The 23,898-nt window shown below is 69.2% G+C and carries 24 protein-coding genes and 1 tRNA gene; 11 read left to right on the top strand and 14 right to left on the bottom strand.

Features of this window, described 5'->3' with window-relative positions; all coding sequences use genetic code 11:
* Nucleotides 1–153: 153 nt before the first annotated feature.
* The gene (gene tmk / locus ACQPZW_RS01715; protein ID WP_433797387.1) at nt 154–2,145 is read left to right on the top strand and encodes a dTMP kinase; all 1,992 of its coding nucleotides are present in this window, start codon (nt 154–156) and stop codon (nt 2,143–2,145) included.
* Here tmk and ACQPZW_RS01720 read toward each other — a convergent pair.
* Nucleotides 2,122–3,393: an SGNH/GDSL hydrolase family protein gene (locus ACQPZW_RS01720; RefSeq protein WP_433793087.1), complete on the bottom strand. Its 1,272-nt coding sequence runs from the start codon at nt 3,391–3,393 to the stop codon at nt 2,122–2,124. The two genes, tmk and ACQPZW_RS01720, sit on opposite strands and share 24 nt — an antisense overlap.
* Before the next feature lie 151 nt (nt 3,394–3,544).
* Between ACQPZW_RS01720 and ACQPZW_RS01725 the strand changes: the two genes are divergently transcribed.
* On the top strand, nt 3,545–4,594 hold the full coding sequence (locus ACQPZW_RS01725) for an endo-1,4-beta-xylanase (protein WP_433793088.1): 1,050 nt from the start codon (nt 3,545–3,547) through the stop codon (nt 4,592–4,594).
* Nucleotides 4,595–4,649: 55 nt separating this feature from the next.
* Here the strand turns inward: ACQPZW_RS01725 and ACQPZW_RS01730 are convergent, their stop codons facing one another.
* Nucleotides 4,650–5,846, bottom strand: a complete 1,197-nt coding sequence (locus ACQPZW_RS01730; RefSeq protein WP_433793089.1) for a DNA polymerase III subunit delta' — start codon at nt 5,844–5,846, stop codon at nt 4,650–4,652.
* A gap of 213 nt (nt 5,847–6,059) precedes the next feature.
* Between ACQPZW_RS01730 and ACQPZW_RS01735 the strand changes: the two genes are divergently transcribed.
* The 3 genes from ACQPZW_RS01735 to ACQPZW_RS01745 all read left to right on the top strand — a co-directional run bounded on the left by ACQPZW_RS01735 (nt 6,060) and on the right by ACQPZW_RS01745 (nt 7,770).
* The gene (locus ACQPZW_RS01735) at nt 6,060–6,386 is read left to right on the top strand and encodes a YbaB/EbfC family nucleoid-associated protein (protein WP_433793090.1); all 327 of its coding nucleotides are present in this window, start codon (nt 6,060–6,062) and stop codon (nt 6,384–6,386) included.
* A 1-nt stretch (nt 6,387) separates the two neighbouring features.
* Nucleotides 6,388–6,684, top strand: coding sequence for a hypothetical protein (locus ACQPZW_RS01740; protein ID WP_433793091.1), 297 nt, complete (start codon nt 6,388–6,390; stop codon nt 6,682–6,684).
* 477 nt (nt 6,685–7,161) lie between these two features.
* The gene (locus ACQPZW_RS01745; RefSeq protein WP_433793092.1) at nt 7,162–7,770 is read left to right on the top strand and encodes a hypothetical protein; all 609 of its coding nucleotides are present in this window, start codon (nt 7,162–7,164) and stop codon (nt 7,768–7,770) included.
* 134 nt (nt 7,771–7,904) lie between these two features.
* Here ACQPZW_RS01745 and ACQPZW_RS01750 read toward each other — a convergent pair whose 3' ends face one another.
* A complete protein-coding gene (locus ACQPZW_RS01750; RefSeq protein ID WP_433793093.1) occupies nt 7,905–9,731 on the bottom strand; it encodes a hypothetical protein in 1,827 nt (608 codons plus the stop codon).
* A gap of 146 nt (nt 9,732–9,877) precedes the next feature.
* Here ACQPZW_RS01750 and ACQPZW_RS01755 point away from each other — a divergent pair, with 146 nt between their 5' ends.
* Nucleotides 9,878–10,732: a PSP1 domain-containing protein gene (locus ACQPZW_RS01755; RefSeq protein ID WP_433797388.1), complete on the top strand. Its 855-nt coding sequence runs from the start codon at nt 9,878–9,880 to the stop codon at nt 10,730–10,732.
* 87 nt (nt 10,733–10,819) lie between these two features.
* Here ACQPZW_RS01755 and ACQPZW_RS01760 read toward each other — a convergent pair whose 3' ends face one another.
* A complete protein-coding gene (locus tag ACQPZW_RS01760) occupies nt 10,820–12,529 on the bottom strand; it encodes a metallophosphoesterase (RefSeq protein ID WP_433793094.1) in 1,710 nt (569 codons plus the stop codon).
* A gap of 56 nt (nt 12,530–12,585) precedes the next feature.
* On the opposite strand from ACQPZW_RS01760, the gene ACQPZW_RS01765 reads away from it, so the two are divergent.
* A tRNA-Thr gene (locus ACQPZW_RS01765) sits at nt 12,586–12,659 on the top strand.
* Nucleotides 12,660–12,709: 50 nt separating this feature from the next.
* Here the strand turns inward: ACQPZW_RS01765 and ACQPZW_RS01770 are convergent.
* From ACQPZW_RS01770 to ACQPZW_RS01800, 7 genes are all read right to left on the bottom strand, one after another.
* Nucleotides 12,710–13,396, bottom strand: coding sequence for an LPXTG cell wall anchor domain-containing protein (locus tag ACQPZW_RS01770; protein ID WP_433793095.1), 687 nt, complete (start codon nt 13,394–13,396; stop codon nt 12,710–12,712).
* 164 nt (nt 13,397–13,560) lie between these two features.
* On the bottom strand, nt 13,561–14,742 hold the full coding sequence (locus ACQPZW_RS01775) for an MFS transporter (RefSeq protein ID WP_433793096.1): 1,182 nt from the start codon (nt 14,740–14,742) through the stop codon (nt 13,561–13,563).
* A gap of 109 nt (nt 14,743–14,851) precedes the next feature.
* Nucleotides 14,852–15,373 carry a DUF6226 family protein gene (locus ACQPZW_RS01780; protein WP_433793097.1) on the bottom strand — a complete coding sequence of 174 codons (522 nt, stop codon included), beginning with the start codon at nt 15,371–15,373 and terminating at the stop codon, nt 14,852–14,854.
* Between the two features lie 59 nt (nt 15,374–15,432).
* Nucleotides 15,433–15,630 carry a DUF397 domain-containing protein gene (locus tag ACQPZW_RS01785; protein ID WP_433793098.1) on the bottom strand — a complete coding sequence of 66 codons (198 nt, stop codon included), beginning with the start codon at nt 15,628–15,630 and terminating at the stop codon, nt 15,433–15,435.
* A gap of 214 nt (nt 15,631–15,844) precedes the next feature.
* On the bottom strand, nt 15,845–16,039 hold the full coding sequence (locus ACQPZW_RS01790; protein ID WP_433793099.1) for a DUF397 domain-containing protein: 195 nt from the start codon (nt 16,037–16,039) through the stop codon (nt 15,845–15,847).
* A gap of 30 nt (nt 16,040–16,069) precedes the next feature.
* Nucleotides 16,070–16,966, bottom strand: coding sequence for a helix-turn-helix domain-containing protein (locus ACQPZW_RS01795; RefSeq protein ID WP_433793100.1), 897 nt, complete (start codon nt 16,964–16,966; stop codon nt 16,070–16,072).
* Nucleotides 16,967–17,158: 192 nt separating this feature from the next.
* Nucleotides 17,159–17,596: a DUF6232 family protein gene (locus ACQPZW_RS01800; protein WP_433793101.1), complete on the bottom strand. Its 438-nt coding sequence runs from the start codon at nt 17,594–17,596 to the stop codon at nt 17,159–17,161.
* 418 nt (nt 17,597–18,014) lie between these two features.
* Here ACQPZW_RS01800 and ACQPZW_RS01805 point away from each other — a divergent pair, with 418 nt between their 5' ends.
* Together ACQPZW_RS01805 and ACQPZW_RS01810 are read left to right on the top strand one after the other, a co-directional pair.
* Nucleotides 18,015–18,461 carry a DUF2231 domain-containing protein gene (locus ACQPZW_RS01805; RefSeq protein WP_433793102.1) on the top strand — a complete coding sequence of 149 codons (447 nt, stop codon included), beginning with the start codon at nt 18,015–18,017 and terminating at the stop codon, nt 18,459–18,461.
* Nucleotides 18,462–18,509: 48 nt separating this feature from the next.
* Nucleotides 18,510–19,052 (top strand): type 1 glutamine amidotransferase domain-containing protein, encoded by a 543-nt coding sequence (locus ACQPZW_RS01810; protein ID WP_433793103.1) that lies wholly within the window; start codon nt 18,510–18,512, stop codon nt 19,050–19,052.
* Between the two features lie 111 nt (nt 19,053–19,163).
* Here the strand turns inward: ACQPZW_RS01810 and ACQPZW_RS01815 are convergent, their stop codons facing one another.
* From ACQPZW_RS01815 to ACQPZW_RS01825, 3 genes are read right to left on the bottom strand one after another with little or no spacing between them, the layout of a single operon-like run.
* The gene (locus tag ACQPZW_RS01815) at nt 19,164–20,468 is read right to left on the bottom strand and encodes an MFS transporter (RefSeq protein ID WP_433793104.1); all 1,305 of its coding nucleotides are present in this window, start codon (nt 20,466–20,468) and stop codon (nt 19,164–19,166) included.
* Nucleotides 20,469–20,522: 54 nt separating this feature from the next.
* Nucleotides 20,523–21,011, bottom strand: a complete 489-nt coding sequence (locus ACQPZW_RS01820) for an NUDIX domain-containing protein (protein ID WP_433793105.1) — start codon at nt 21,009–21,011, stop codon at nt 20,523–20,525.
* A gap of 13 nt (nt 21,012–21,024) precedes the next feature.
* Entirely contained in the window at nt 21,025–21,927 is a 903-nt protein-coding gene (locus ACQPZW_RS01825; protein WP_433793106.1) for a Ku protein, read from the bottom strand.
* Nucleotides 21,928–22,014: 87 nt separating this feature from the next.
* Between ACQPZW_RS01825 and ACQPZW_RS01830 the strand changes: the two genes are divergently transcribed.
* Nucleotides 22,015–22,932, top strand: a complete 918-nt coding sequence (locus tag ACQPZW_RS01830; protein ID WP_433797390.1) for an ATP-dependent DNA ligase — start codon at nt 22,015–22,017, stop codon at nt 22,930–22,932.
* On the top strand, nt 22,922–23,851 hold the full coding sequence (gene ligD / locus ACQPZW_RS01835; protein WP_433793107.1) for a non-homologous end-joining DNA ligase: 930 nt from the start codon (nt 22,922–22,924) through the stop codon (nt 23,849–23,851). Before ACQPZW_RS01830 ends, ligD begins: the two co-directional genes overlap by 11 nt.
* Nucleotides 23,852–23,898: the final 47 nt, after the last annotated feature.

Genomic DNA, 23,898 nt, shown 5'->3' on the forward strand with positions numbered 1-23,898 from the left:
CACCCGATCGTGGTTGCCCCCAACCCGTGGGAGTGGCCGGTTACAGTGCTCCGAGCACTGACCACGGGAGGTAGGGCCATCAACACGGACACGCAGCAGGACCCGGGGCCCGTCGACCTCAGCGGTGTGGCGGCCCTGCGCTCGGTCCTGCGCCTGCGAGGCTTCCGCCGGCTGTGGCTGGTGCTCTCGGCCGCCTCCTTCGGCGACTGGATCGGTCTTCTCGCCACCGCCCTGTTCGCCTCCGCCCAGTTCCAGAACACGGCGGCGCAGGGCGCGGCCTTCGGCGGCACCATCGCGGTGCGCCTGCTGCCCGCTCTGCTCCTCGGCCCGATCGCCGGTGTCTTCGCCGACCGGTTCGACCGGCGTCACATCATGGTCACAATCGACCTTCTGCGGTTCGTCATCTACGGCTCGATCCCGCTCGCCCCTCTGTTCGGCGCCACCCCGGGGCAGACCTTCGCCTGGGCGACCATCGCCACCCTCATCGGCGAGACGATCACCCTGATCTGGATCCCGGCCAAGGAGGCCGCGGTTCCCAACCTGATCCCGAAATCGCAGATCGAGATCTCCAACCAACTGACCCTGATCACGACGTACGGGATCACGCCGATCCTCGCCGCGCTGACGCTCGCCGGACTCACCGCCGGTCTCCAGCAGTCCGGGGCCTCGCTGCCGGACTGGGCCCAGCCGGTGCAGATCGCCCTCTACATCAACGCGTTCGCCCGGCTCGCCACCGCCATCGTCGTCTTCTTCGGCATCCGGGAGATCGGCGGCAAGAGTCCCGAGCGGGAGAAGGCCGCCGAGCAGAGCATGACCCGCCAGTTCCTGGAGGGGTGGAAGTTCATCGGCACCACCCCGCTGGTCCGGGGCCTGGTGCTGGGCATCTTCGGCGCCTTCGCGGCCGGCGGTGTGGTGATCGGCGCGGCGCGGACCTTCGCGTACTCCCTGGGCGCCGGTGAAGCCGCGTTCTCCCTGCTCTTCGGATTCATCTTCATGGGCCTCGCGCTCGGCATCGGCCTCGGCCCGATGATCGTCAAGGATCTGTCCCGGCGGCGCTGGTTCGGCATGAGCATCGTGCTGGCCAGTGGCTCGGTGATGTTCCTCGGTCTCGCCTTCCACCTGTCCATCGCCCTGCTCGGCGCGTTGATGGTCGGCGCCGGCGCGGGCATGGCGTTCCTGGCCGGCACCACCATGCTCTACGGCGAGATCGAGGACGCCATCCGCGGCCGGGTCTTCGCGGTCGTCCAGATCGGCGTCCGGACCGTGCTGTTGCTGGCCATCACGCTCGCCGGGATCCTGGTCGGCCTCGGCAGCTCCCGGCGCGTCGAGTTCGGCGCCTTCCACATCGACATCTCCTCCACCCGCGTGCTGTTGCTGGTGGCCGGTGCCGTCGGCATCTGGGTCGGGATCGGCTCGTTCCGGCAGATGGACGACAAGAAGGGTGTCCCGGTGCTCGCCGACCTGCTCGGCTCGCTGCGCGGACGCCCGCTCTCCCCGCCGGAGGAGTTCACCCGCTCCGGCGTCTTCGTGGTGTTCGAGGGCGGAGAGGGCGCCGGCAAGTCGACCCAGGTCACCCGGCTCGCCGAGGCGCTCAAGGCGGAGGGGCGCGACGTCGTCGTCACCCGCGAGCCCGGGGCCACCGACATCGGGTCCCGGATCCGAGGGCTGGTGCTCGACCGGGACAAGACCGAGGCCCCGTCGGTGCGGGCCGAGGCGCTGCTCTACGCCGCCGACCGGGCACACCACGTCGCCACGGTGGTCCGGCCGGCCCTGGCCCGGGGCGCCGTGGTGATCAGTGACCGGTATGTCGACTCCTCGCTGGCCTACCAGGGCGCCGGGCGCACCCTGCCGGTCCAGGAGGTGTCCTGGCTCTCCGCGTGGGCGACCGGCGGCCTCAAGCCCGACCTGGTCGTCCTGCTCGACGTGGACCCGGGCGTCGGGCTGACCCGGGTGGACGCCCGGGGCGAGGGCGCCGACCGGTTGGAGAGCGAGTCCCGGGCCTTCCACGATCGGGTCCGGTATGCGTTCCTCGACCTGGCCGCCTCCGACCCCAAGCGCTACCTGGTGCTCGACGCGTCCCGCCCGGCCGACGAGATCGCCGGCGCGGTCATCGAGAGGCTGTCAGGAGTGCTGGAACCCGCCTAGTCGTATGACGGCGGCCATCGCGGCCATCCCGGCGTCGTTGGGGTGCAGGTGGTCGCCGCTGTCGTAGGCGGTGGCCAGGCGCAGCGGGTCGGACGCATCCCGGACCGCGGCGTCGAAATCGATCACCTCGTCATACTCGCCGGACGTCCGGATCCAGCGGTTCAGAGCGGACCGTTTGCGCTCGTTCTCCGGGGTGTAGAAGCCCAGCGTGTCGCCCTTGAACGGCAGGATCGTGGCGCCGTGCGTCCGCAGGCCGGCCTGCCGTGCCCGCGCGATCAACTGCCGGTGCCCGGTGATCAGGTCGTCCGCCCCGACCACCTCGCTCGGCGGGGCGACAGTCCCCGGATGACCGAGATCGTTCACCCCGAGCAGGACCACCAGGTGCGTGGCGCCCGGCTGGGCCAGCACGTCCCGGTCGAATCGGCGCAGGGCGCTCTGCGCGAAGTAGGCCGCGAACGCCTCGGCCGGGTCGCCCGCGGGCGGGTTCGGGTCGTGCAGCAGCCGGTTGCCGGAGACACCCACGTTCGCCACGCCGAGGTTGATGCGGGCCCTACGGAACCGGGCTGCCAGCAGGTCCGGCCAGCGGTGGTTGGCGTTCGTCTCGGTGTTGGCGCCGTTGGTGATCGAGTCGCCCAACGTGACCACCGTGCCCGCCCGGCCCCGCACACTCACCCCGGACAGGAACAGGTACTGCGTGATCGTGTCGACCGGGGTGATCCGGCCGGCCGCGGTGACGTTGCCGGCGGCGATCGCGTTCTCCTGGAAGGCGAACGCCGCAAGCGTGGTGACCGGGGTGCGCCCGGGCAGGTAGAGGCTGATCACCAGGTCGGTGCCGGCCGGCACCGACAGCCCGACCGGGTCGCTGACCAGCGGAGCTCCGGCCGGCACGATGGCCGATCGCTGCCCGCTGAAGGTGACCCGCCGGTCGGTCCCCGGCCGGGCGTCCGTGCTCGCTCCACCGCCCGCCCGGATCGCCACGTGCACCTCGCCGACGTGCAGCGGGGTGGCGCCGAACTCGTTGGTCAGGCGGATCCGGAGCTGGTCGCCGCCGACGCTGGTGTGCACCACCTGCCGCACCGTCCGGTCGGTCAGCACCAGCGGTGGGCCGGGCGGGATCGTCGTCGGCGCCGCCGCCCAGGTCGCGGCCCAGCCGTCCGTGCGGCCACCCGCGTCGGCCGGGGTGGGCAGAGCCACGGCGGTCACCGCCGCGCCGGAGGCCAAGGCCAGGATCTCGCGTCGAGTCGACATGTTCACTCCGAAACTTTCGGAAACCGGGCGGTCGAGTGCCCGTAACGTAAATCGACGTCGTTCCGCAGTCAACCATTGACCGACGTCGGTGTGTGTGCCTAGCGTTGCGCCCTGACACCGAAACATCGCCGAAACTTTCGGGAGAAACGAGATGGCTACCCGACGTAACGTCCTGGCCGTCGTCGCGCTGGCGCTGGCCACCGCTGTCGGCAGCGCCGCACCGGCCGTCGCCGGCGCGGACGACGACACCCTGCGAGCCGCGGCCCGAGGCAGCGGAGTACGGATCGGCACCGCCGTCGACATGTCGGCGCTCGCCTCCGACGCCGACTACCGGGCCATCGTGGCGAGCGAGTTCGACTCGGTGACCGCCGAGAACGTGATGAAGTGGGAGGCGATCGAACCGGAACAGGGCCGCTACGACTGGGCCCCCGCCGACCGCCTCGTCGACTTCGCTCGCGCCAACGGGCAGGTCGTCCGCGGGCACACGCTGGTCTGGCACAACCAGAACCCGGCCTGGCTCACCGAGGACGCCTTCACCCCGGCCGAGCTCCGGCAGATCCTGCGCGACCACATCAAGACCCAGGTCCGGCACTTCAAAGGCCGCGTCTACCAGTGGGACGTGGTGAACGAGGTCTTCAACGACGACGGCACCCTGCGTGACACGATCTGGCTGCGGGCCCTCGGTCCGGGCTACATCGCCGACGCGTTCCGCTGGGCACACGAGGCCGACCCCAAGGCCAAGCTCTACCTCAACGACTACAACAACGAGGGCGTCAACGCGAAGAGCGACGCCTACTACGCCCTCACCAAGCGGCTGCGGTCACAGGGCGTGCCGATCCACGGGTACGGCATGCAGGGCCACCTCGGTGTCCAGTACGGCTTCCCGGCGAGCGTCTTCGACAACGTGCGGCGCTTCGACGCGCTCGGCGTGCAGACCGCCTTCACCGAGGTCGACGTGCGCATGATCCTCCCCGTCGACCCGACCAAAGAGCAGGCCCAGGCGTACGGGTTCAGCACTCTCCTGCAAGCCTGTCTGCTCGCGCGGCACTGCGTGTCCTACACCGTCTGGGGCTTCACCGACCGGTACTCATGGGTGCCCGGAGTCTTCGAGGGCCAGGGCTCGGCCACTCCGTACACCGAGGATCTCCAGCCCAAGCTCGCCTACCAGTCCGTGCGGAACACCTTCCTGCTCGGCCGCTGACCGCGTCACGGTCGTGCCGGCCCGTCCGCCGGCACGACCGTGGCGCCCTCCGGACTCAGCCCTTCCAGAGGGTCACCATCATCGCCTCCAGGGCGACCTGGGGCTTCACGTTCTTGTCGATGGCCTCCCGGCAGGCGAGCACCGCCTCCAGCCGGCGCAGCGTGCTCTCCGGCGACCATTTCTCCGCGGCCGCCGTCGACACCGCCGTGAGATCGCCGTGCACCACCGGAACCGGCGCCCGCATCGACGTGACCAGCACATCCCGATAGAAACCGATCAGATCCTGCAGAGCCCGGTCCAGCGCGTCCCGCTGCGCCCGCGTGGCCCGCAGCTTCTGATTGCGCTCCAGCTCCTTCAACTGGCCGGCCGCGCCGCGCATCGCGCCCGTCGCGCCCCGGCCGGTGCCACCCGCCCCGAGCGCCCGCTCCAGCGCCGCCCGCTCCGTGACGTCCAGCTCGGCCACCGCGTCGGCCGCCTCCGTCTTCGTCGACGCCTCCAGCTTGGCCGCCACGTCGAAACAGGCACCGATGCTGGTCAACCGGCGCGGAACGGAGAGCACCTCCTCGCGGCGGTCACGAGCCTCCGGGTCGGCGGCCAGCTGCCGAGCCCGCTCCACGTCGCCCTGCGAGGCCGCCGCCGCCCAGCCCGCCCGCTCCGGCGCCACCCCGAAGCGCTGCACCAGGAAGTCGGCCACCGCCGCCGACGGCGGCTGCCGCAGCGACACCAGACGGCACCGGGACCGGATCGTCACCAGGATGTCGTCCGGATGCACCGACGGCGTGCAGAGCAGGAAGACCGTCCGCGGAGACGGCTCCTCGATCGCCTTGAGCAGGGCGTTGCTGGCCCGCTCGTGCAGCCGGTCGGCCGCCTCGATGATCACCACCTGCCATCGGCCGCCGGTCGGCGCGCTCGCCGACCGCAGCACCACCGCCCGCGTCTCCTCGGTCTTGATGGTCAGACCCTCGGTCGTCACCACCTGCACGTCGGCATGCGTGCCGGCCAGCGTGGTGTGGCACCCGTGGCACTCCCCGCAGCCGGCCCCGCCGCGCTGACACTGCAGCGCCGCGGCGAACACCCGCGCGGCCACGGTGCGCCGCGACCCGGGTGGGCCCGTGAAGATCCACGCGTGGGTCATGCCGCCACCACCCGGCTCACCAGCCACGGTCCGGGCGGCAGCCGCGGCGGCCCGGCGCAGCGCGTCGACCGGCTCGTCCTGGCCCACCAGCTCGGAGAAGACGTCATGCGGAGTCACCCGACGATCGTATTGCGGCCCTCCGACAGAAGCCGCTCCCGGTCGCTGTTGATCACGGAAGGTAACTCAGGAGTTAGCATCAGGTAACTCTCCGTGTCATTGTCGGAAGTTATCCACAGGGGACAGTCGGGCCCGTAGCGGGACGGTGACCGAAGCGGGTACGGTCTCAACCCGGAACGCGACGGCGACATGACGCGCGGTGAGGAGCCATGGATGGCCCGCGAGATCGACGAGGCGTGGATCGACGAGGCAATCGATCGATATCGGCGCATCGAGGACCTGCGTGCCGACTTCGACAAGGCCATCGCCACCCACACCGTGTCGGTGCACTCTCCGGACCAGTCCATCGAGGTGGTCGTCACCGCCAAGGGGGACATCGTGGACGTTCGCGTGCACGGTTCACTGCACCATCGTCAGCCGGCCGAGTTCGCCCGTGAGATCAGATCCGTGGTGACCAGCGCGGCCAAGGCCGCCCGCTGGGCCAGGGAGAAATTGCACGGTGAGGTGTTCGGATCGTTCCGCACCCTGGAGGAGCACTGAAGTGGACCGACTCGCTGACCAGATCGACCATGCCGCCGCGGCGCTGGCCATCATGGACCGTCGGTTGCCAGAGCTGCTGCCAGGCGCCGCAGAGTTCGGCGCCGACGACACCGGTCGCCCCGGCCGGATCGGCCGCGCCCTGTATGCCGGCTGGTCCGCGACCCTGTCCGCCCGAGCTCGAGAGGCCTCCGGCGCATCCGCGAGACTGACCGAGATCGCCCAGTCCGTCCGAGCCGGCGAGAACGCCTACATCGAGACCGACGACCTGGTCCAACGCCGCTTCCAGCGAGGCCACTGATGCCCGGCCCGTCATCCGAGCCGACTCAGCGGACCCTCCGATGACCGGCGCCCACGCGGCCCGGTCCACCTCCCGCCGCGGTCTGCCGCCGACTGTCGGTGACATCCGCGGCAACGCGGCGTCTCCGCCAGCGCCGAAGACGTCGGTCCGGCACCGGTCCCGGAAGGTTCAACTCCACACCGGGACGAGTGAGGGGTGGGTCTCCCGGGGTTGCACGGCGCTGCCCGGGACGGGTGAGGGATGGGTCTTCGAGGGTTGCACGGCGCTGCCCGGGACGGGTGAGGGGTGGGTGTCCGGGGGTTGTGCGGCGCCGCCCGGGGCGGCACGTTCCGTCATGGACTCCGTCGCCCGCCTGCGGGATTCGGGCCGTCATGGTCGTGCCGTATCCGATGGCCGAGGTGGTCTCCGTGATCTTCCCGCGGGGCCGCTGACGGGTCGTGCCGTTGCGGTCGGACCGCCTGGTCTGCCGCGAGGCCGATGATGGATCGACTCGACGAACTGCTCACTGTCGCCCGTCCTCTGCTCGATCGGGTCGACGAGGTGCTCTCCGGGATCGGGGCCCCTGGCGGGCACGATGTCTGGCGGGAGTTGCGCCGGGTGCGCCTGCTTCCCGGTGACGCGGCCCGTGCGGTCGCGGCTCTGCGTCCCGCGGCGATCCGTGATGCCGCCCCCGAGTTGCGGGCCGACGCCCGGGCGTATGCGGATCTCGCCGACGCGCTCCCGCTGGCCACGAGCTGGACCGGTGAAGCCGCGGAAGCCTACGAGACGGCCCGCCGGGGTGCCGCCGAGCTCCTCAACGGCGGCCCCGACAGCCTCGGCCACCGCATGTCCGCGACCGCAGATCTGGCCGACTCCCTCATCGGCTGGATGCTCGGCATCCGTGCCGGCCTGGCTTCCGTCCTGGCCGAGGTGATGGTCTCCACGGAGGCGATCGTCCTCACCAGCGGCGACTCCCCACCCACTGACCAGGCCGACGCGGCCGCAGCGATCGGGGCCCGCCTCCTGCGAACCGTCGCCGACGGCTACGACGAGGCCGAGGGCCTTCTGGCAGGCTCCGCCGACCTGCAGAGCCCGCTGCCTGTCTGACCCCACGACCGGTCGGGTCGGTGTGGGGGCGACTCGCGAGAAGCCGAGACCCTCGCGGTCACGGTCCGGCCGTCATGTGTCCGCCTCCCGGCGGTGCGGGCGGTGCCGGCGGTGCCGGCGGTGCGGTGGACTGGTCAGGAGCGTTTCCGGCGTCGGGAGCCCAGAATGATGGCGGCGGCTCCGGCGACGATCATCACGAAGCCGGCGAGCAGCAGGGAGACCACGCGGGCGCCGGTGACCGGGAGGGCGCCGGTGTGTGCCGCTTTACCGGCCGAGGCGGCCCCCGAACCCGGCGTGCCGCCTCGGCCGAAAGCGCCGTCCTGGTCGAAGGCGCCGTGGCCGGGGGTGGCGCCGTGACCGGCGTTGCCGTGACCGGCGTTGCCGTGACCGGTCTTGCCATGCCCGGTGTCGACATGGCCAGAGGTGTTGTCGTGACTGGTCTTGTCGTGACCGGCGTTGCCGTGACCGGTCTTGCCATGCCCGGTGTTGACATGGCCAGAGGTGTTGTCGTGACCGGTCTTGTCGTGACCGGCGTTGCCGTTACCGGCGAGGCTGCCTTGAACCGGGCTGCCGGGCTGCGACGACGTTTGTCCGGTGCCGCCGGAACGGCCGGACACCTTTCCGCTCGGGGCCACCGCGGCCGCCTCCAACATGCCGATACCCAGATCGGCGACCACACCGGACGGTGCATTCGCGGCGTGGCCGTCGCCATTGTCCACATTGCGTGTCAGCGTCACCCGGATCGCTGTGGCGCGGGCCGCGACGGCGTTGTTCCCGGTCGACTGGCGGACTTTGCCCAGCGTGATGCGCAGCGTGGATCCCGGCTTGGGATCGGGCGCGGGGGTGACTTCGGGAGTGCCGGCCACCGGAAGGCCGGAGACCTTCGGCAACGGCAGGCCCCCGATCGTGTCGAGCCTCGGCGGCATCGACTCCAAAGGTCTCACTTCGTCACTCAGCGTGATATCAATGTGCTCACCCGGCGTACTGAGGCGGGTCTTCTTGCCGTTCCTGCCGCTGACCTCGACGACGGGGGCCCGGTAGTCGACCCGGCTCTGTCCCGTGGAGGTCATGGCGGCCCGCAGTTCCGGAGCCTGCAACACGCGGAGGCGGACCTCGTTGTCGACCAGACTGATCCGGCCTGCGGAGATCGTCGCCGAACCGACCGACTGCGGGGCGCCGCCACGGAGCCGGAGGGCGGTGCTGGTCCGGCTGGTGATCTTCTCCGGCACCCGGACCAGGGAACCGTTGCCACCTCCGGCGATCGTGAACCGGGTGATCCCGGCGGAGGCCGTCGAGGTGTCACCGGCGGCGTTTCCGCAGTCCATGCCATGTGCCCATGTCGCGCGGGCGCTGAGGCTTCCCGCACCCACCTGTACCGGGCCGAACCTCTTCGATCCGGTACGCCGAGTCACCCCTTTCGGATTGACCGGAGGCGCTTTCTGGACCACCTGATCGTTCCGCTCCTTGGATCCGGCCACTTTCCCGTTCAGGATCCGTGCCGCGCCGGCCGAGTTCACCGGGCCCTTCGCGATCAGCACGGCGCGGACCTCCCCGAGCCCCACTCCGTGCACTGCCGGCGCCGCGCCACCGCGCTCCCGGGTCGAGAGGGAGGCGGCTTCGCCCGTACCCGCCGAGGTCTTCTTCCCGGCCGCGCCGAGGTCCAGCCGGTCGATGCGGAGGACTTCGGCGGCGGATTGGGCGGCGTAGTCTGCCGGCCGGTCACAGGATCGAGATGCGGACGAGGAATGTGGTGCGGACGGAACGGCCGGCTTGGAGGTGAGGGCCGGATCGGAGAAGTGGGCCGAGGCGAGGTCGAGCGCCGGGGCCCGATCCTCGACAGCGCGTGGGCCGTTCAAGACTCCGGAGGCGCTCAGATCATGCCCGGCCCCGGCGGGAGCGCTCAGTGCACCCGCCAACCCGAGCGCTACGACACTGGCGGTCACCGAGCGGGCGGGAGTCATGACTGGTCCTTTCGAGGCGTAGGCGTCTACGGGACTGGCCAACGAGGGTCGATAAGTCCGGTTGCGTGGTATCTATGCGACAACCCGCGCGGGTAGTTCAAATCCGGCATTTGGTGCGGCTTGCCAACCGTCGTAGGGTTGGTCGCATGGGCATGCTGTGCGCGGTCAGTTTCAACCGGTACGGCCGCCTCTACTACCTCGATCCCGCCGGTTTCACCCCGGCTGTCGGCGACCGTGTTCTGGTCCCGACCGATGACGGTCCCGAGGTGGCGGAGTGCGTCTGGGCGCCGCAATGGGTCGACGAGGAAACCGACGGGTTCCCCAAGGTCGTCGGGCTCGCCGCCGATCAGGATCTCCAGCGTGACGAGACCCTGCGTAAGCGCAAGGCTGAAGCGAAGGTCGCCGCGAAGAAGCTGATCAAGGCCCATGACCTGCCGATGAAGGTCGTCGCCGTCGATCACGTGCTGGACCAGCCGGGCAACGGCGGCGCACGCACCACCATCTATTTCACGGCTCCGCACCGTGTCGACTTCCGATCACTGGTCCGCGACCTCGGGGCGACCCTGCACTGCCGGGTCGAGCTGCGCCAGCTCTCCGCGCGTGACTCGGCGCGCGTTCAGGGCGGCATCGGATCGTGCGGCCGTGATCTCTGTTGCGCCACGTTCCTGACCGACTTCGAGCCGGTCACGATCCGTATGGCTAAGGACCAGGATCTGCCGCTCAACCCGCTGCGCATCTCCGGGGCATGCGGGCGCCTCATGTGCTGCCTGAAGTATGAGCACCCGCTCTACCAGCAGTTCCAGGCGTCGGCCCCGGCCATCGGCACGCGGGTGACGACGCCGGAGGGTGATGGGCGAGTCGTGGCGCACAGTGTCCCCAAGGACTCCGTCGTGGTCCGGCTCGATGCCGACGGCTCGCGTTGCTCGTGCAGCCGTGCATCGGTCTGCGCGCCACGTCAGGCGCACGACGCCCACTACAACGCCGGTGACGCCCCGGCCTGAGGTCGCGCGTGGGGTCGTGGCCGCCCGGCTGGTCGCTTTGAAGAACCCGGTGGGCGGTCGGGATCGCGCACACCCTGACCGTGGGCGTCAGACAACTGTGATCGGCGGCTCGATCCGGTGCACGGTGAGAGGCGTTCGCGGCCGTATCCACGGCGCGTGCGGCTCCCCGTCGGGGTCGGCCTCCCAGTCCTTGCAGATCCGCTGGACACCGAGCGGGTGGATGGTGAGCACGCCGTCCGCGTTGATGTGCAGGCGCAGGAAGCTCTTCGCGTGCTCGATGCCCTGACCGGCATAGAGCTCGTTCACATTGACGTCGAAGCGGGCGGCGACCAGCAGATAGAGCGCGAGAAGCTGGGTGGAGACGATCGCGATCAGCGGTCCGTAGGCGATGGCGGCCACGGCCAGCGGGCCCGGCCACTGCCAGTTGCGGAACGGGAACTGCTCCCACACCCAGGTGCCGCCGATGACCAGCGCGATCTGGCTCAGGCCGTGCGCCGCGCCGAGCACCCAATGGCGTACGTGCCCGTCCGGCTTGGCGAACAGCACGGTGCCCGCCATGATCAGCATCAGCATCGCGACCAGCGGGATGCTGAACAGCCGCTGGATGTTGCCGCCCTGGCTGACCGCTCCGGCCAGGGCCAGCATGGTCAGCGTGTGGATGATGCCGAGCATGGTGGCGAACCCGGGGTTGCGGTGCGGCACCCGGTGGAAGACGCCCCAGCCCAGCCGCCACGAGGTCTTCGAGTCGGGAAAGGTCGCCGTCCGCTCGTAGCGCCGGCTACGGCTGCGACTGCGGGCGAGCGTCTCCTTCGGCGGCACCATCAGGTGGTCCGGCAGGTTCTGCGTGCCCAGCGTGTACGCACCACCGCCACCGCACGTGATCAGCTCCCGGTCCTCGCCGGAGTAGCGCGCGTAGTGGTGCAGGTCGCCGGAGACGAGCACCCGTACCTGTGCCTGGGTGGGCCCGAGGATCGTGCGGATGAAGTAGTCGACGGCGTCGTACGCATCCGGATCCTGCCGTGCCTTGACCCAGGTCGGCGAGGGAGTCATCAGGATCACCCGGTCGTCGGGCCCGACGTGCTCGGCGGCCCGCTCGAAGTAGAGCAGTTGCGGGTCGTCGATGTAGGCCCCGAACTGCTCGTCCACCGCGAAGAGCCACCAGTTCCCCGGCAGTTTGACCGCGAAGTACGACCGCCGCTGCTCAGTGCGCCACCCGCCGATGTGCCCGTCCTTGCGCCGGGCGAAGAGCCGCAGGAAGGCGGTCAGCCCGTCGTACCAGTCGTGGTTGCCGGGCAGCGCGAACAGCGTGGGCCGGGGTGCGCCGGCCGGAGCCTCGGGCAGTGCCGCCCGGTATGGCCCTTTCATCCGGTTCTCGTACCCGTCCCCGCTGGCCACCGGATACACCTGGTCGCCGCCCATCAGCAGCAGCCGGCCGCGCGGCAGGCGCTCACCGTCGACCTCCAACTCGTCCTGCGCCAGTAGGTAGGCGACCGAGTAGGTGGCGTCGAACCCGTCCCCGAGGTCGGCCACGTAGTCCAGCCAGAGCTCATCGGTGGCCGTGGCCGAGTGATCGAAGACGTCACCGTCGAGCGCGTTCTGCAGTTCCCGCTTGTCGAGGTAGGCCCCGAACAGGACATGCAGGAGCGTCCGCAGACCGGTGCTGAGCAGCAGCAACGGCGCGAGCCAGCCGATCGGCCCCTTCCGGGTGAACCCGATTTCCTGCGGATCGAGGCTCCGTGGCCGATTCGGCACACCTGCTTCGGACTCGTCGAGAGGCTGTCGGGGAACGATGGTCACCGAACGATCCTCCCCGGTGAGAGGGCGTCCGTCTATGCAGTACACTTCTGATCGTTGCCGCCTTAGCTCAGTCGGCTAGAGCGACGCACTCGTAATGCGTAGGTCGACGGTTCGATTCCGTCAGGCGGCTCAGAAAGAACCCCCAGGTCAGTGACCTGGGGGTTCTCCTTTTCTGCTGGCTTACGCCTCGAAGCGGGCCCGCCGGCGACGTCCGATCAGGAAGCCCGCACCGCCAAGGAGCAGCAGCGCCCCGCCGACGCCGGCCACGATCCCGACGTTGGCGCCGGTCACGGGCAGCCCGCCGCCTTCGCCGTCGCCCTCCTCGCCGCCGGTGGCGACAGGGCTGGCGGTCGCGGACGGAGAGGTGGAAGAGGTCGTCGTGGCGCTGGGCGTCACGCTCGGCTTGACGCTCGGGCTCGGCGAGGGCTGAGCCGCGCAGTCGAGCGCGCGCGCCGCGTACAGCTCCTCGTTGAGGTAGACCAGGTAGGGGTCGAGACCCTCGGAATCGAGCACCTTCTGCGCTGCCGCATCGACCTTGGGGCCGGCGCCGGTCATCGTCTGGCCCACCGCGATACGCAGCGAAACCTTCCATGCCTGGAACACGCCGGTCTTGAGGAATGCCCGCAGGTCCGCCTCGGGGTCGTTCAGCTTCTTCTGGATCGCCTCGGCCAGCACGGGCAACGAGTCGGCCTTCGCCACGGTCAGGATCTGGGCGGTCAGCACCTGTACATCGGTGTCGGAGGCGGCGTCGAGATCGATGGTGATGAGCGTACGGATGTCCTTGTACACCTTGCGTTCCACCGTCTGGCAGGACGCGTTGAGCCCGGTCGGGTCGGCGTAGGCCGCCGCCGGCGCTGCCGGAACCATGAGAGCCAGCGCTATCAGGACACCGGCCGGAATTGTTTTACGCACGTGGGTCTTCCTCCCCGTTGAAGGCAAAGCCCGCAGATACTACCGTCAATGGTTCAAAGGGCCAGAAGACCCCGGATCAACAATCAAGACACGGGTGTACGCCCGGAGCCGTCCTGTGATCACCGAGCGTCGGCCGGTTCGCGGAGTGCCGGGGTCAGCGCGAGTGACAGCACCAGCAGCATCGCCACGGCGAGTAGACCGCGGGAGACCGTGAAGTGGTCGCCGAGGAATCCGATCAGTGGCGGGCCGCCGAGGAATGCGCAGTACCCGATCGAGGCGACCACGCCGACCCGGGCGGGCGCCTTGGCCGGCTCGTCGGCGGCGGCGCTCATGCCGACGGGGAAGCCGAGCGACGCGCCGAGCCCCCAGAGCAGCGCGCCGGCGAAGGCGACCGCCGGATGCGGACCGAACACGAAGACGAGCAGGCCGGCCAGCCCGGTGACGGCCAGGAGCCGGAGCACCGGCACCCGCCCGTAGCGGTCCAGCAGGTTGGGGCCGAACCAGCGGCCGATCGTCATCGCGGCCAGGAACAGCGCGAAGCCGAGGGTGCCGATGGAGGCGTCGGTGCCGTGGTCGTCGATCAGCGCGATGTTGATCCAGTCGATGCCGGCGCCCTCGGTCAGTGCGAAGGCGAGCACGAACAGCCCGATCAGCAGGGTCCGCGGCTCGGTCCAGGCGGCCAGCGCGCCACCGGAGGCCTTGTCGGCGCCCTCTTCGGCGGCGCTCTCGTCGGGGATGAACCCACGGACCGCGATCACCACCGCGATGACGACCAGGACGCAGGCGGCGACCACGTGCTGGCTGACCGGCAGCCCGGCCTTGACCGCGCCGGCGCCGGCCAGTGCCCCGGCGACCGTGCCCACGCTGTAGCCGGCGTGGAACCGCGACATGATCGACCGGCCGAGACGGCGTTCCACCACCGCGGCCTGCACGTTCATGGCCACGTCCCAGGCGCCGGTGGAGAAGCCGTAGACGTAGAGCGCGATGACGATCGGGACGACACCGTACTGGTAGCCGATCGCGGCGCCGGCCAGCGCCACGCCGAGCAGCACGGCCATCGTGCCGACCATGGCCCGGGAGCCGAAGCGGTGGACCAGGTGCCCGGCCAGCGGCAGGGAGGTGATCGACCCGGCGGCGATGGCGAGCAGCACCAGGCCGATCCCGGACGGGGTGAGCCCGAGGTGGTCGCGGATCTGCGGGATGCGGGCGGCGAAGCTGGCCATGGCGACGCCGAGGAAGATGAACGTGATGTAGACCGATCGGGTGGTGGCCCGCAGGTCTGCTGTCTCGACCGTACTCAAACGATGACTCCGTGCGTAGGTGAGAGCGTTTTCTCCGCCCACGGTATCCAGAATCGTGAGGTCGTGCCGAGGGCGGGCGACCCGGCCGGCCACCCGCCCGTGACGACGGTCAGAGGCGACGGCGCTGCCAGGGCGCCCACTGGATCGCCGCGGCGAAACCACCGCGGCGGGCGTCCCGGGCTCCGGCCGCGGACAGCGGCCCCTCCCGGTCGAATCTGACGCCCGTTCCGATCAGCCTGGTCTCGAACCAGGACCCGCTGAATCCTCGGCGTACGCGCTCCCACAACCCGCCCTCGATGAGCGCGTCGATGTGGATGCGCAGCCGTTCGGCCAGGACGGCGGGGTCCTCGTCGCAGGTCTCACAGGCACATGCCGGCAATGACTCCCACCACCATCGGCCGAACCGGAGCGCCAGCCCGGGCTCGGTGAAGTGGACCGCCAGGGGGGCGGCGGTCGGCATGCGGGGGATGAGCCGGACGGTCCGCACGAGCGCGTCGTCGAGCCCGAGCGGTTCCTTGCTCTCCCGGCGCTCCACCTGGAAACGCGCGGAGAGCTCGTCCAGCAGGGATTCGGCCGCCTCGTGCAGAGAGGCGAAGCGGTCGGTCTCGGTGGCACCCGGTTTGCCGTCCACCACTGCAGTATGCCGCGCTCGGCCCGCGGCGCCGGGGTCCACCAGAGGAAGGTGAGTCATCAGAAACCGAAGGTTCCCGCCTTGACTCCTGCCACGAATGCGTCCCACTGCTTCACCGGGAAGCTGAGGGGCATCGTGCCGGGGTTCTTCGAGTCGCGGACCAGGAACCGGTCCGCGAGCCGGGCCACCTCGACACAGGCGCCGTGGGAACATCGACCGCTTCGGCGCCAACGGGGCTCTTCCGTCGGTTTGATCATTTCTGTACACCTCCGTGACGGTTCGGAATCCACGTTAGGCGAGGGACCCGGGACCGGCCGGACGGTTACATGAGTGAAAATGAAAAACGACGCTTTCCTCACCGAATGGGAGTTCTGCGTCGCCTATTTATTGCTATTAATCTGTTTTGTGAATTCTTTGGACCCGCCCGCTCTGAATTCTCCCCACAGTCAGAGCGGGCGCGACCGAACGACTTCAGAAGCGGAACTCGCCCGCGGCCACACCCTCCACGAAGGCATCCCACTCGGCCTGCGTGAAGCTGAGAGCAGGGGCCTCGGGGTTCTTCGAGTCGCGGATCATGTACTGATCTTCAACCTTGGCGACCTCGACGCACGTCGACGTTCCGCAGCGGCTGCTCTTCCGCCAGGCGGGCACGTTGGTTTCTTCCATCGGGGACCTCTCGAAACGTTTCTCGGTGATTTATGTATTTTCCGGAGGCGCGGCTCGTGTATTTCCGCGTTCCAGTTCTTTGATCTGCCGTTCGATGAATTGGATCGTGTCTTCCTCACCAGCGGCTTCGCGCCAGACCCGGTCGTAACGAGCGCGATGTTTCGCGATCGCCTCCCGGTCTTCGATCATTTCGTCATTGAGACCGGTCTCCCGGTAGAGCACCTCGCCCTGACCCAGTTGGAGCAGGTCGAAGCTGGCATTGTTGGTCACTGACGCGTCTAGCGAGAACGGCACCATGCGGATGCGGACGTAGCCGCTCTCGGCCTGCCGCTTCAGGTGGCGGAGCTGCTCCGCGAAGACCTCCGGGCCGCCGATGGTGCGGCGGAGCACCGACTCGTCCACCATCAGCAGGAACGTCACCGGGCGGGTCTCCAGGACCTCGCGGCGTTTGTTCCTCGCCTCGATACGCCTCGTGCGCTGATCCGCGGAGAGCTCGTCCTCGAACCGGGACATCAGCGCTTCCGCGTAGGCGGGCGTCTGCAGGTGACCCGGGATGTAATAAATCGAGTACGAGCGAATCTCCGAGGCTTCGCTCTCGTACTCGATCAGTTTACGCATGCCGTCGGTGAGGGTGTCGCGGAATTCCGCGGCCTGATACCACGCCTGCTGCCGGGTCCGGGAGATGCGTGCGGCGGCGACCAGATCGGCGACCACCGTCTTGTCCTTGACGCCGAGAAGTGCCAGAAGGGGCCGCAGATCGTTCTGGGAGATGCTGACATCCCCGTTCTCGATCCGGATGACCTTGCTGTGCGACCACTCCATCGCCTCGGCGACCTGATTTTGGGTGAGTCCGGCCCGCTCGCGCGCCTGACGAAGCGCGAGACGCACGCGCCGGCGCGCGATCGTCGGCGAGTCACCCTCGGTCATGAGTCCTTCAACGTCGAAGTGTTTTGGTGACGCCTAGTAACGACTAAGCTTCTTTAAGCCACCTCGCTGACTGCCAGGTGGCAACCAGCGAGGTCGCGGACATCCTATTACTGTCCTATCAGAACGACAGGTGCAAGGTGCGGTTTTGATCAATTCGAGATCTCACCCGAGAGGTTTTCGCAAAATCCCAGGTCAGGCCGCTGCCAGCCCGTAGCCCCAGGAGGTGCGGCGCCGGTCCTCCATGGCGCGCCGCAGAGCCCTGCTCACCTGGTTGAAGACGCGTGGGTCGGCGGAGGAGTAGAGCACCACGGCGGTGCCGTGGTACTGAGCGTGCAACTCCCAGCGACCCGGCTCGCGCCACATCATCGCTACAGCGGGTATGGCCAGGGCGAGGAAGACGAGGACGTAGACCGCCGGATCCGGGAGCAGGATCCAGCCGGCGGCGGCCGCGGCGATGGCGACCACGGCGAAGGCGGGAGCGTACGGGCGGACACGAGCCGGAGCCTGGACCAGGCCGACGTTGCGAAGATCCGGAATGGTGAAGACCAGCGGAGAAGTGGTGGGGTGCCAGACGAACCGATCGTCGGACACCAGGGCGTCCGGCCCGCGATAGTAGATCCGTGTGCGCATGGCGAACTCCTCTTCACGGATTCTTGCGAGAAGGGAAGGAGTGGAGCCACCATTGGCGCGAGAGACCCATTCCCGCCTCGCTCGAGTCGCAACGAACGAAGCCGCTGAGGAAGCCGCCTCTGAGTAGCGCTCAGAGGCAGACAACGGCACCCGTTTGCCGCCGGGTGCCGTTGCTTGTCTCTCCCTCCAACTCCGCCCTTGTTGCCCTGTAAGAAGTGAAGCACGCCACCCCGCAGTCCGCTATCACTCAATCTGCCATGTTGCAGATTGCGTACAAGCTGTGCGACGTTGGCGACACCGGCCCATCGGCGGTCGCCTACGTGTTTGCCCCCGGAAGCGACCGGGTAGGCCAGACTCGGATGCCATCACGAGCCTGCGTTTGTGCAGGTAGGAAGGGCGAAACCGAATGGAGAGCCGATTGAGCGTCGCCGGTCAGGCGGTGCAGCCGATCCTGGTGATGTTCCCCTTGGGGCTGTTCGCCATGGCCGTCATGTTCGATATGGCCGATTTGTTGGGCGGCCCTAACATTCTCGGTGCACTCGCCTACTGGAACATCGTCGCCGGCCTGGTCGGCGGGGCGCTGGCAGCCGTGGCGGGCGCCGCCGACGTGATGTTCGCGCGCCGTTCGCAGGACCGCCGTCTCGGCGCCCTGCGCAGCCTCATCAACGTGGGCGTGCTCGTGGTCTTCGCGGTGATCGCGATGCTGCGCGTGCAGGCCACGGACCGTGTCATCGGCGGTGGGCTGTTCGCCGTCGAGCTGCTGGCCCTCGCGCTGGCCGGGTTCGGCGCCTGGTTCGGCGGCGAGATCGCCAACGGACGGCCGCCGGCGTTTGCCCGCGCCGCTGTCGGGAACCGGAACTACTGACGGATTCCCGGCGACACGGATTCCCGGCGACCGAGAGGGGCGACAGTCATGGCGACCACAACGATCAAGGGGAAGCGGGTCGCGTTCCTCGCGACCGACGGCGTGGAGGAGGTCGAGTACACCGAGCCACGTAAGGCGGTCGAGGCGGCCGGCGGGCAGGCCGAGCTGATCTCCCTCGAGGACGGCGAGATCCAGGCCGTCAACCACATGGACAAGGCCGGCACGTACCAGGTCGAGAAGACGGTGCGCGACGCCGACCCGGAGCAGTACGACGCGCTGGTCCTGCCCGGCGGCGTCGCCAACCCGGACTTCCTGCGGGCGGACGAGGACGCGGTCCGGTTCGTGCGCGATTTCATGGCCGCGGGCAAGCCGGTCGCGGCCATCTGCCACGGCCCGTGGACACTGATCGAGGCGGGCGTCGTCGACGGCCGCACCCTGACCAGCTGGCCCAGCCTGCGTACCGACCTGGTCAACGCCGGCGCCACCTGGGTCGACGAGCAGGTCTACGTGGACGACACCCTGATCACCAGCCGCAACCCCGACGACCTGCCCGCCTTCTGCGAGGCGCTGGTCGATCGCCTGGCCGCCTGAGCCCCTCGGGCCGGACTGTGGAAGGTCGTCTACGCCGGCAGCTTGTTGCGCCAGGCGCAGACGGCCTACGACGCGGTCAAGGTCGAGTAGGCCTCGCAGCAGGCGCCTGCGTCAATTGAGCGGCTGCGCGGTGCGGGAGGCGGCGGTGGCGTTCCACTCGTCGTCCGCCGCCTTCTTGAGGGCCATGCCGTGCTCGCCGTCGTAGCGGAGGAACTTGGGCAGGGCCGCGGCCAGGGCCAGGGTCCCGGCGACGCAGAGGACACCACCGACCCAGATGGAGCCGGACACACCCAGGCTGGTGCGGGCCATCGCGCCGGCCCGGAGCTGACCGAGTAGCGGGCCGGTCGTGTAGGACAGCATCTCGATGCCGGCCAGGCGACCGCGCAGGTGGTCGGGGATGGTCTGGTTCCAGATGATCATGCGGAACAGGCCGGACACCATGTCGGCCGCGCCGGCGAAGGCCAGGCAGAACAGGGTCAGCCACAGGGTGTTCGACAGGCCCACGCCGACGATGCCCACACCCCACAGTGCCGCGGCGATCAGCACCATCAGGCCGTGCCGGTGCACCCGGGCCGTCCAGCCGGAGCCGATCGTGGCCAGCAACGACCCGACCGCGGGCGCCGCGTAGAGCAGGCCCAGCACCTTCGGGCCGCCGAGGTCGTCGGCCAGGAACGGGTACAGGGCGGCCGGCATGCCGAAGAACATCGCGTTGATGTCGACCAGGTAGGTGCCGAGCAGCTCGGGGCGGGACTTCGCGTACTTCAGGCCGACGACCACGCTCTTCACCGACGGGCGGTCGGCGGCCACCGGCGGCGGGACCGCCTTCACCAGGAACAGGCAGAGCAGCGAGACGGCGAAGGTCAGCAGGTCGAACGCGTACACCCAGGCCAGATCGAAGGTGGCGAGCAGGATGCCGGCCAGCGGCATGCCGGCGAGCTGGGCGAACTGCATGCTGAGCGACTGCAGGGACATGGTGGCCGGCAGCTCCTCGGGCTTCACCAGCCGGGGGACCATCGCCTGCAGGGCCGGGCGCTGCAGGCCGGCGACCGCTGCGGTGAGGAACGCGGCCACGTAGAGCAGCCACAGGTGCGGCTCGTCGGAGAGCGAGTTGACCAGCAGGATGCCGCAGATCACCGCGAGTGCGGCCTCGCTGCCCCAGACCAGCAGGCGCCGGTCGATGTAGTCGGCCAGCGCGCCGCCCACGAACGACATGAAGATCAGCGGCAGCAGCTCACAGACGCCGATCAGGCCGACCATCAGCGGGTCGTCGGTCAGCTTCGCCACCTGGTACGGGATGGTGACGTAACTGATGAACGACCCGAACGCGGTGACGAGGCCGGCGATGAAGACGAGCCGGAAGTCCCGGGAGGTGCGTAACGGGGACAGATCCAGGCTCAGGCGGCGCTTCGAGGTCACGAAGGGTCATCCTGCCCCAGTGAACCGGACGGCGCACCGCGATTTAGGACACCCTTACTTCATCACGAGGACGCCGGTCTCGCGGAAGGTGGCCAGGTCAGCGAGCGCCTCGTCGATCACGAACGACTTCTGGCCGGGGAGCGCGTCCAGTGGGAAGAACCCGGCGTCGACACTCTCCTCGGTCTGCCGGAGCAGCTCGCCCTCCCAGGAGTGCACCACGAACGTCATCAGCACCTGCTGGTACGTGTGCGCATACTCGTTGGTGTAGGTGTAGGCCGTGTAGAACGCATACGGCGTCAGGGATGTGGCCCGCAGCCCGGTCTCCTCCCACAGCTCACGGACGGCACAGTCCTGCATGCTCTCGCCCAGCTCCATGGCACCGGCCGGGATGGCCCAGCGATGGTTGTCGGAGCGCTGGATCAACAGCAGGCGGCCCTGCTCGTCGAAGACCACGGTGCGCGCGCCGACGAAGAAGATCGTGTCGGTGTCGCCGATGCTGGCCCGCACCTTGCCGAGGTAAGAATCCGACCATGCAAGTCCCATGGGAGAAGATTAGTCACGCCGACTTCTTGGTGGCCTTCCGCGGCGTAGTGGTTTTCCTCGCGGCCGGGGCACGGGGCGCCCGGGACGCCTTTTTCGCGGGTGGGGGCGCGTCGTCCGTACCCCCTGATGGTTTTTCGCCGCGGGCTTGCTTGGCGCGTTCGACGGAGGCCTTGAGCGCCGCCATCAGGTCGATGGCCGCCGCCGGTGCCTCCTCGGCCTCCTCCGGCTGGACCACCTCGCGGCCCTCGACCTTGGCGTCGATGACCTCCTGCAACGCGGTCCGGTAGTTGTCGGTGAACTCGTCGGGCTTGAAGCTGCCGGCCATCGAGTCGATCAGCGAGGCGGCCATCGCGAGCTCCGCCGGGCGGGTCTCGATGTCGTCGTCGAGAAAACCGAAGTCGGGGGTACGGACCTCGTCGGGCCACATCATCGTGTTGAGGACCAACACGTCGTCGCGGACCCGGAGGGTGGCGAGCTGCTCACGCTGCCGGATCGCGATCTTGACGATGGCCACCCGCTCGGCGTCCCGCAGCGCGTCGCGCAGGAGCACGTAGGGTTTCGTGGCCTGGCCCTCGGGTTCCAGATAGTACGACTTCGCGAAGAGGATCGGGTCGATCTGCTCGGCCGGGACGAATTCCAGCACGTCGATGGCCCGGGACGTGCTCAGGGGCAGGTCGGCGAAATCGTCATCGGTCAAGATCACCATTTCGCCGCCACCGATGTCGTAGCCCTTGGCGATGTCGTCATAACTGACCACCTCGCCGTCCACCGAGCAGGTGCGCTGGTATTTGATCCGACCCCCGTCGGTGCGATGCACCTGGTGGAAGCGGATGTCCTTCTCCTCGGTCGCCGAATAGAGCTTGACGGCGATCGACACCAGACCGAATGAGACAGCGCCCTTCCAGATCGCTCGCATGTCCTCAGAATGGCATCACTGGGACGCCTGCGTAAGGTGAATGCTTCTGCCTATGGTGATCGGGTGTCCGGATCACCGCTCACCCCGATGCTCGCGACCGCGGGCGGGCTGCCGGTGGGCCCGGACTGGAGCTACGAGTTCAAGTGGGACGGGGTCCGCGTCCTGGGGCTCTTCAACGGCGGGCCGCCCGCCCTCTACGCCCGGTCCGGCGCCGTGGTCACCGCCGCCTACCCGGAGATCGCCGACCTGCACCTGCCGGAGGGCACCCTGCTCGACGGCGAGATGGTGGTCTTCGACGCGGAGGGTCGGCCCTCGTTCACCGCGCTGGCCGAGCGGATGCACGTCCGCGACAAGAGCAAGGCGGCCCGGCTGGCGGCCACGCTCCCGGTCACCTACCTGATCTTCGACCTGCTCTACCTCGACGGCATGGACTACACCGGACTGCCCTACCTGGCCCGGCGCGAGCGCCTGGAGGAGCTCGACCTGGCCGGCCCGCGCTGGATGGTGCCGCCGTCCTTCGGCGACGGACCGGCCACCGAGGCCGCTGCCCGGGAGAACCGGCTCGAAGGCGTGATGGCGAAACGCTCCGACTCGGTCTACCTGCCCGGACTCCGTTCGCCGGACTGGATCAAGGTCAAGTTCGACCGGACCGGCGACTACGTCATCGGCGGCTGGCGGCCCGGGGCGCGCAAACTCGGCGGCCTGCTGATCGGCGTGCCGACCCCGGACGGCCTGGCCTTCCGGGGCCGGGTCGGTGGCGGCATCGGCGCGGCGGCCGAGCGCGACCTGCTCTCGCGGCTGGCGCCGCTCGCGACCCCGGATTCGCCGTTCGCTCCCGGTGCCGTGCCGCGCGAGGATTCCAAAGGGGCGCATTGGGTACGCCCGGAGTTGGTCGCCGAGATCCGCTACGGCAACCAGACACCCGACCGTCGTCTGCGCTTCCCCCGGTTCCTGCGGTTGCGTGACGACAAGAAACCCGCGGAGTGTGCCGACGATGCCCCGTGACCGGATCCCGGTGACCATCGAGGGCCGCGACCTCGAGCTCTCCAACCTGGACAAGGTCATGTATCCGGCGGCCGGCTTCACCAAGGCCGAGGTGATCGACTACTACACGCGGATCTCCCCGTTCATGCTGCCGCACCTGCGGGGCCGGGCGGTCACCCGGATCCGCTATCCCAACGGCGTCGACCAGGCGCACTTCTTCGAGAAGAACAAGCCGGGGGGTACGCCGTCCTGGGTGCGCCTGGAGACACTGCCGGTGCCCGGGTCCACCAAGAGCCGGGAGACCATCGACTTCGTGGTGGTCGACGAGCTGGCGACCCTGGTGTGGCTGGCCAACCTCGCGGCGATCGAGCTGCACACCCCGCAGTGGCGGATCGGCGCCGACCCGGACCTGCTGGTCGTCGACCTGGACCCGGGCGCCCCGGCGGCGCTCCGGGAGTGCTGTGCCGTGGCGGTGCTGATGCGCGACCGGTTGGCGGCGGACGGCATCAGCGCCTACCCGAAGACGTCCGGCAAGAAGGGCATGCAGTTGTGCTGCCCGATCTCCGGAACCCAGTCGTCGGAGGTCGTGTCCGGTTACGCGAAGCGGGTCGCCGAGGAGCTGGCCAGGATGGTGCCCGGCTCGATCACGGCGAAGATGGCCAAGCAGCTGCGCCCCGGGAAGATCTTCATCGACTGGAGCCAGAACGCCGCGGCCAAGACCACGGTCACGCCGTACTCGCTGCGGGCCGGTGATAAGCCGACCGCGTCGACCCCGCTGACCTGGGACGAGGTCGTCGCGATGGCGACCGGGGAGGCCGAGTCGTGGCAGTGCGGCGCGGCCGAGACTCTGACCCGGGTCGAGGAGCACGGTGATCTGCTCGCCGGGATGCTCCGTCCCGGTCCTGAGGTGCCGGTTCAGGATCGACACCCGACGACGTGACGGGTACGTTCCATCGCGACACTTCTCATCGGGGGACTGCGCGTTGA

The sequence above is a fragment of the Actinoplanes sp. CA-252034 genome (genome assembly GCF_050956125.1).
In the GTDB taxonomy this organism is placed as follows: Bacteria; Actinomycetota; Actinomycetes; order Mycobacteriales; family Micromonosporaceae; genus Actinoplanes.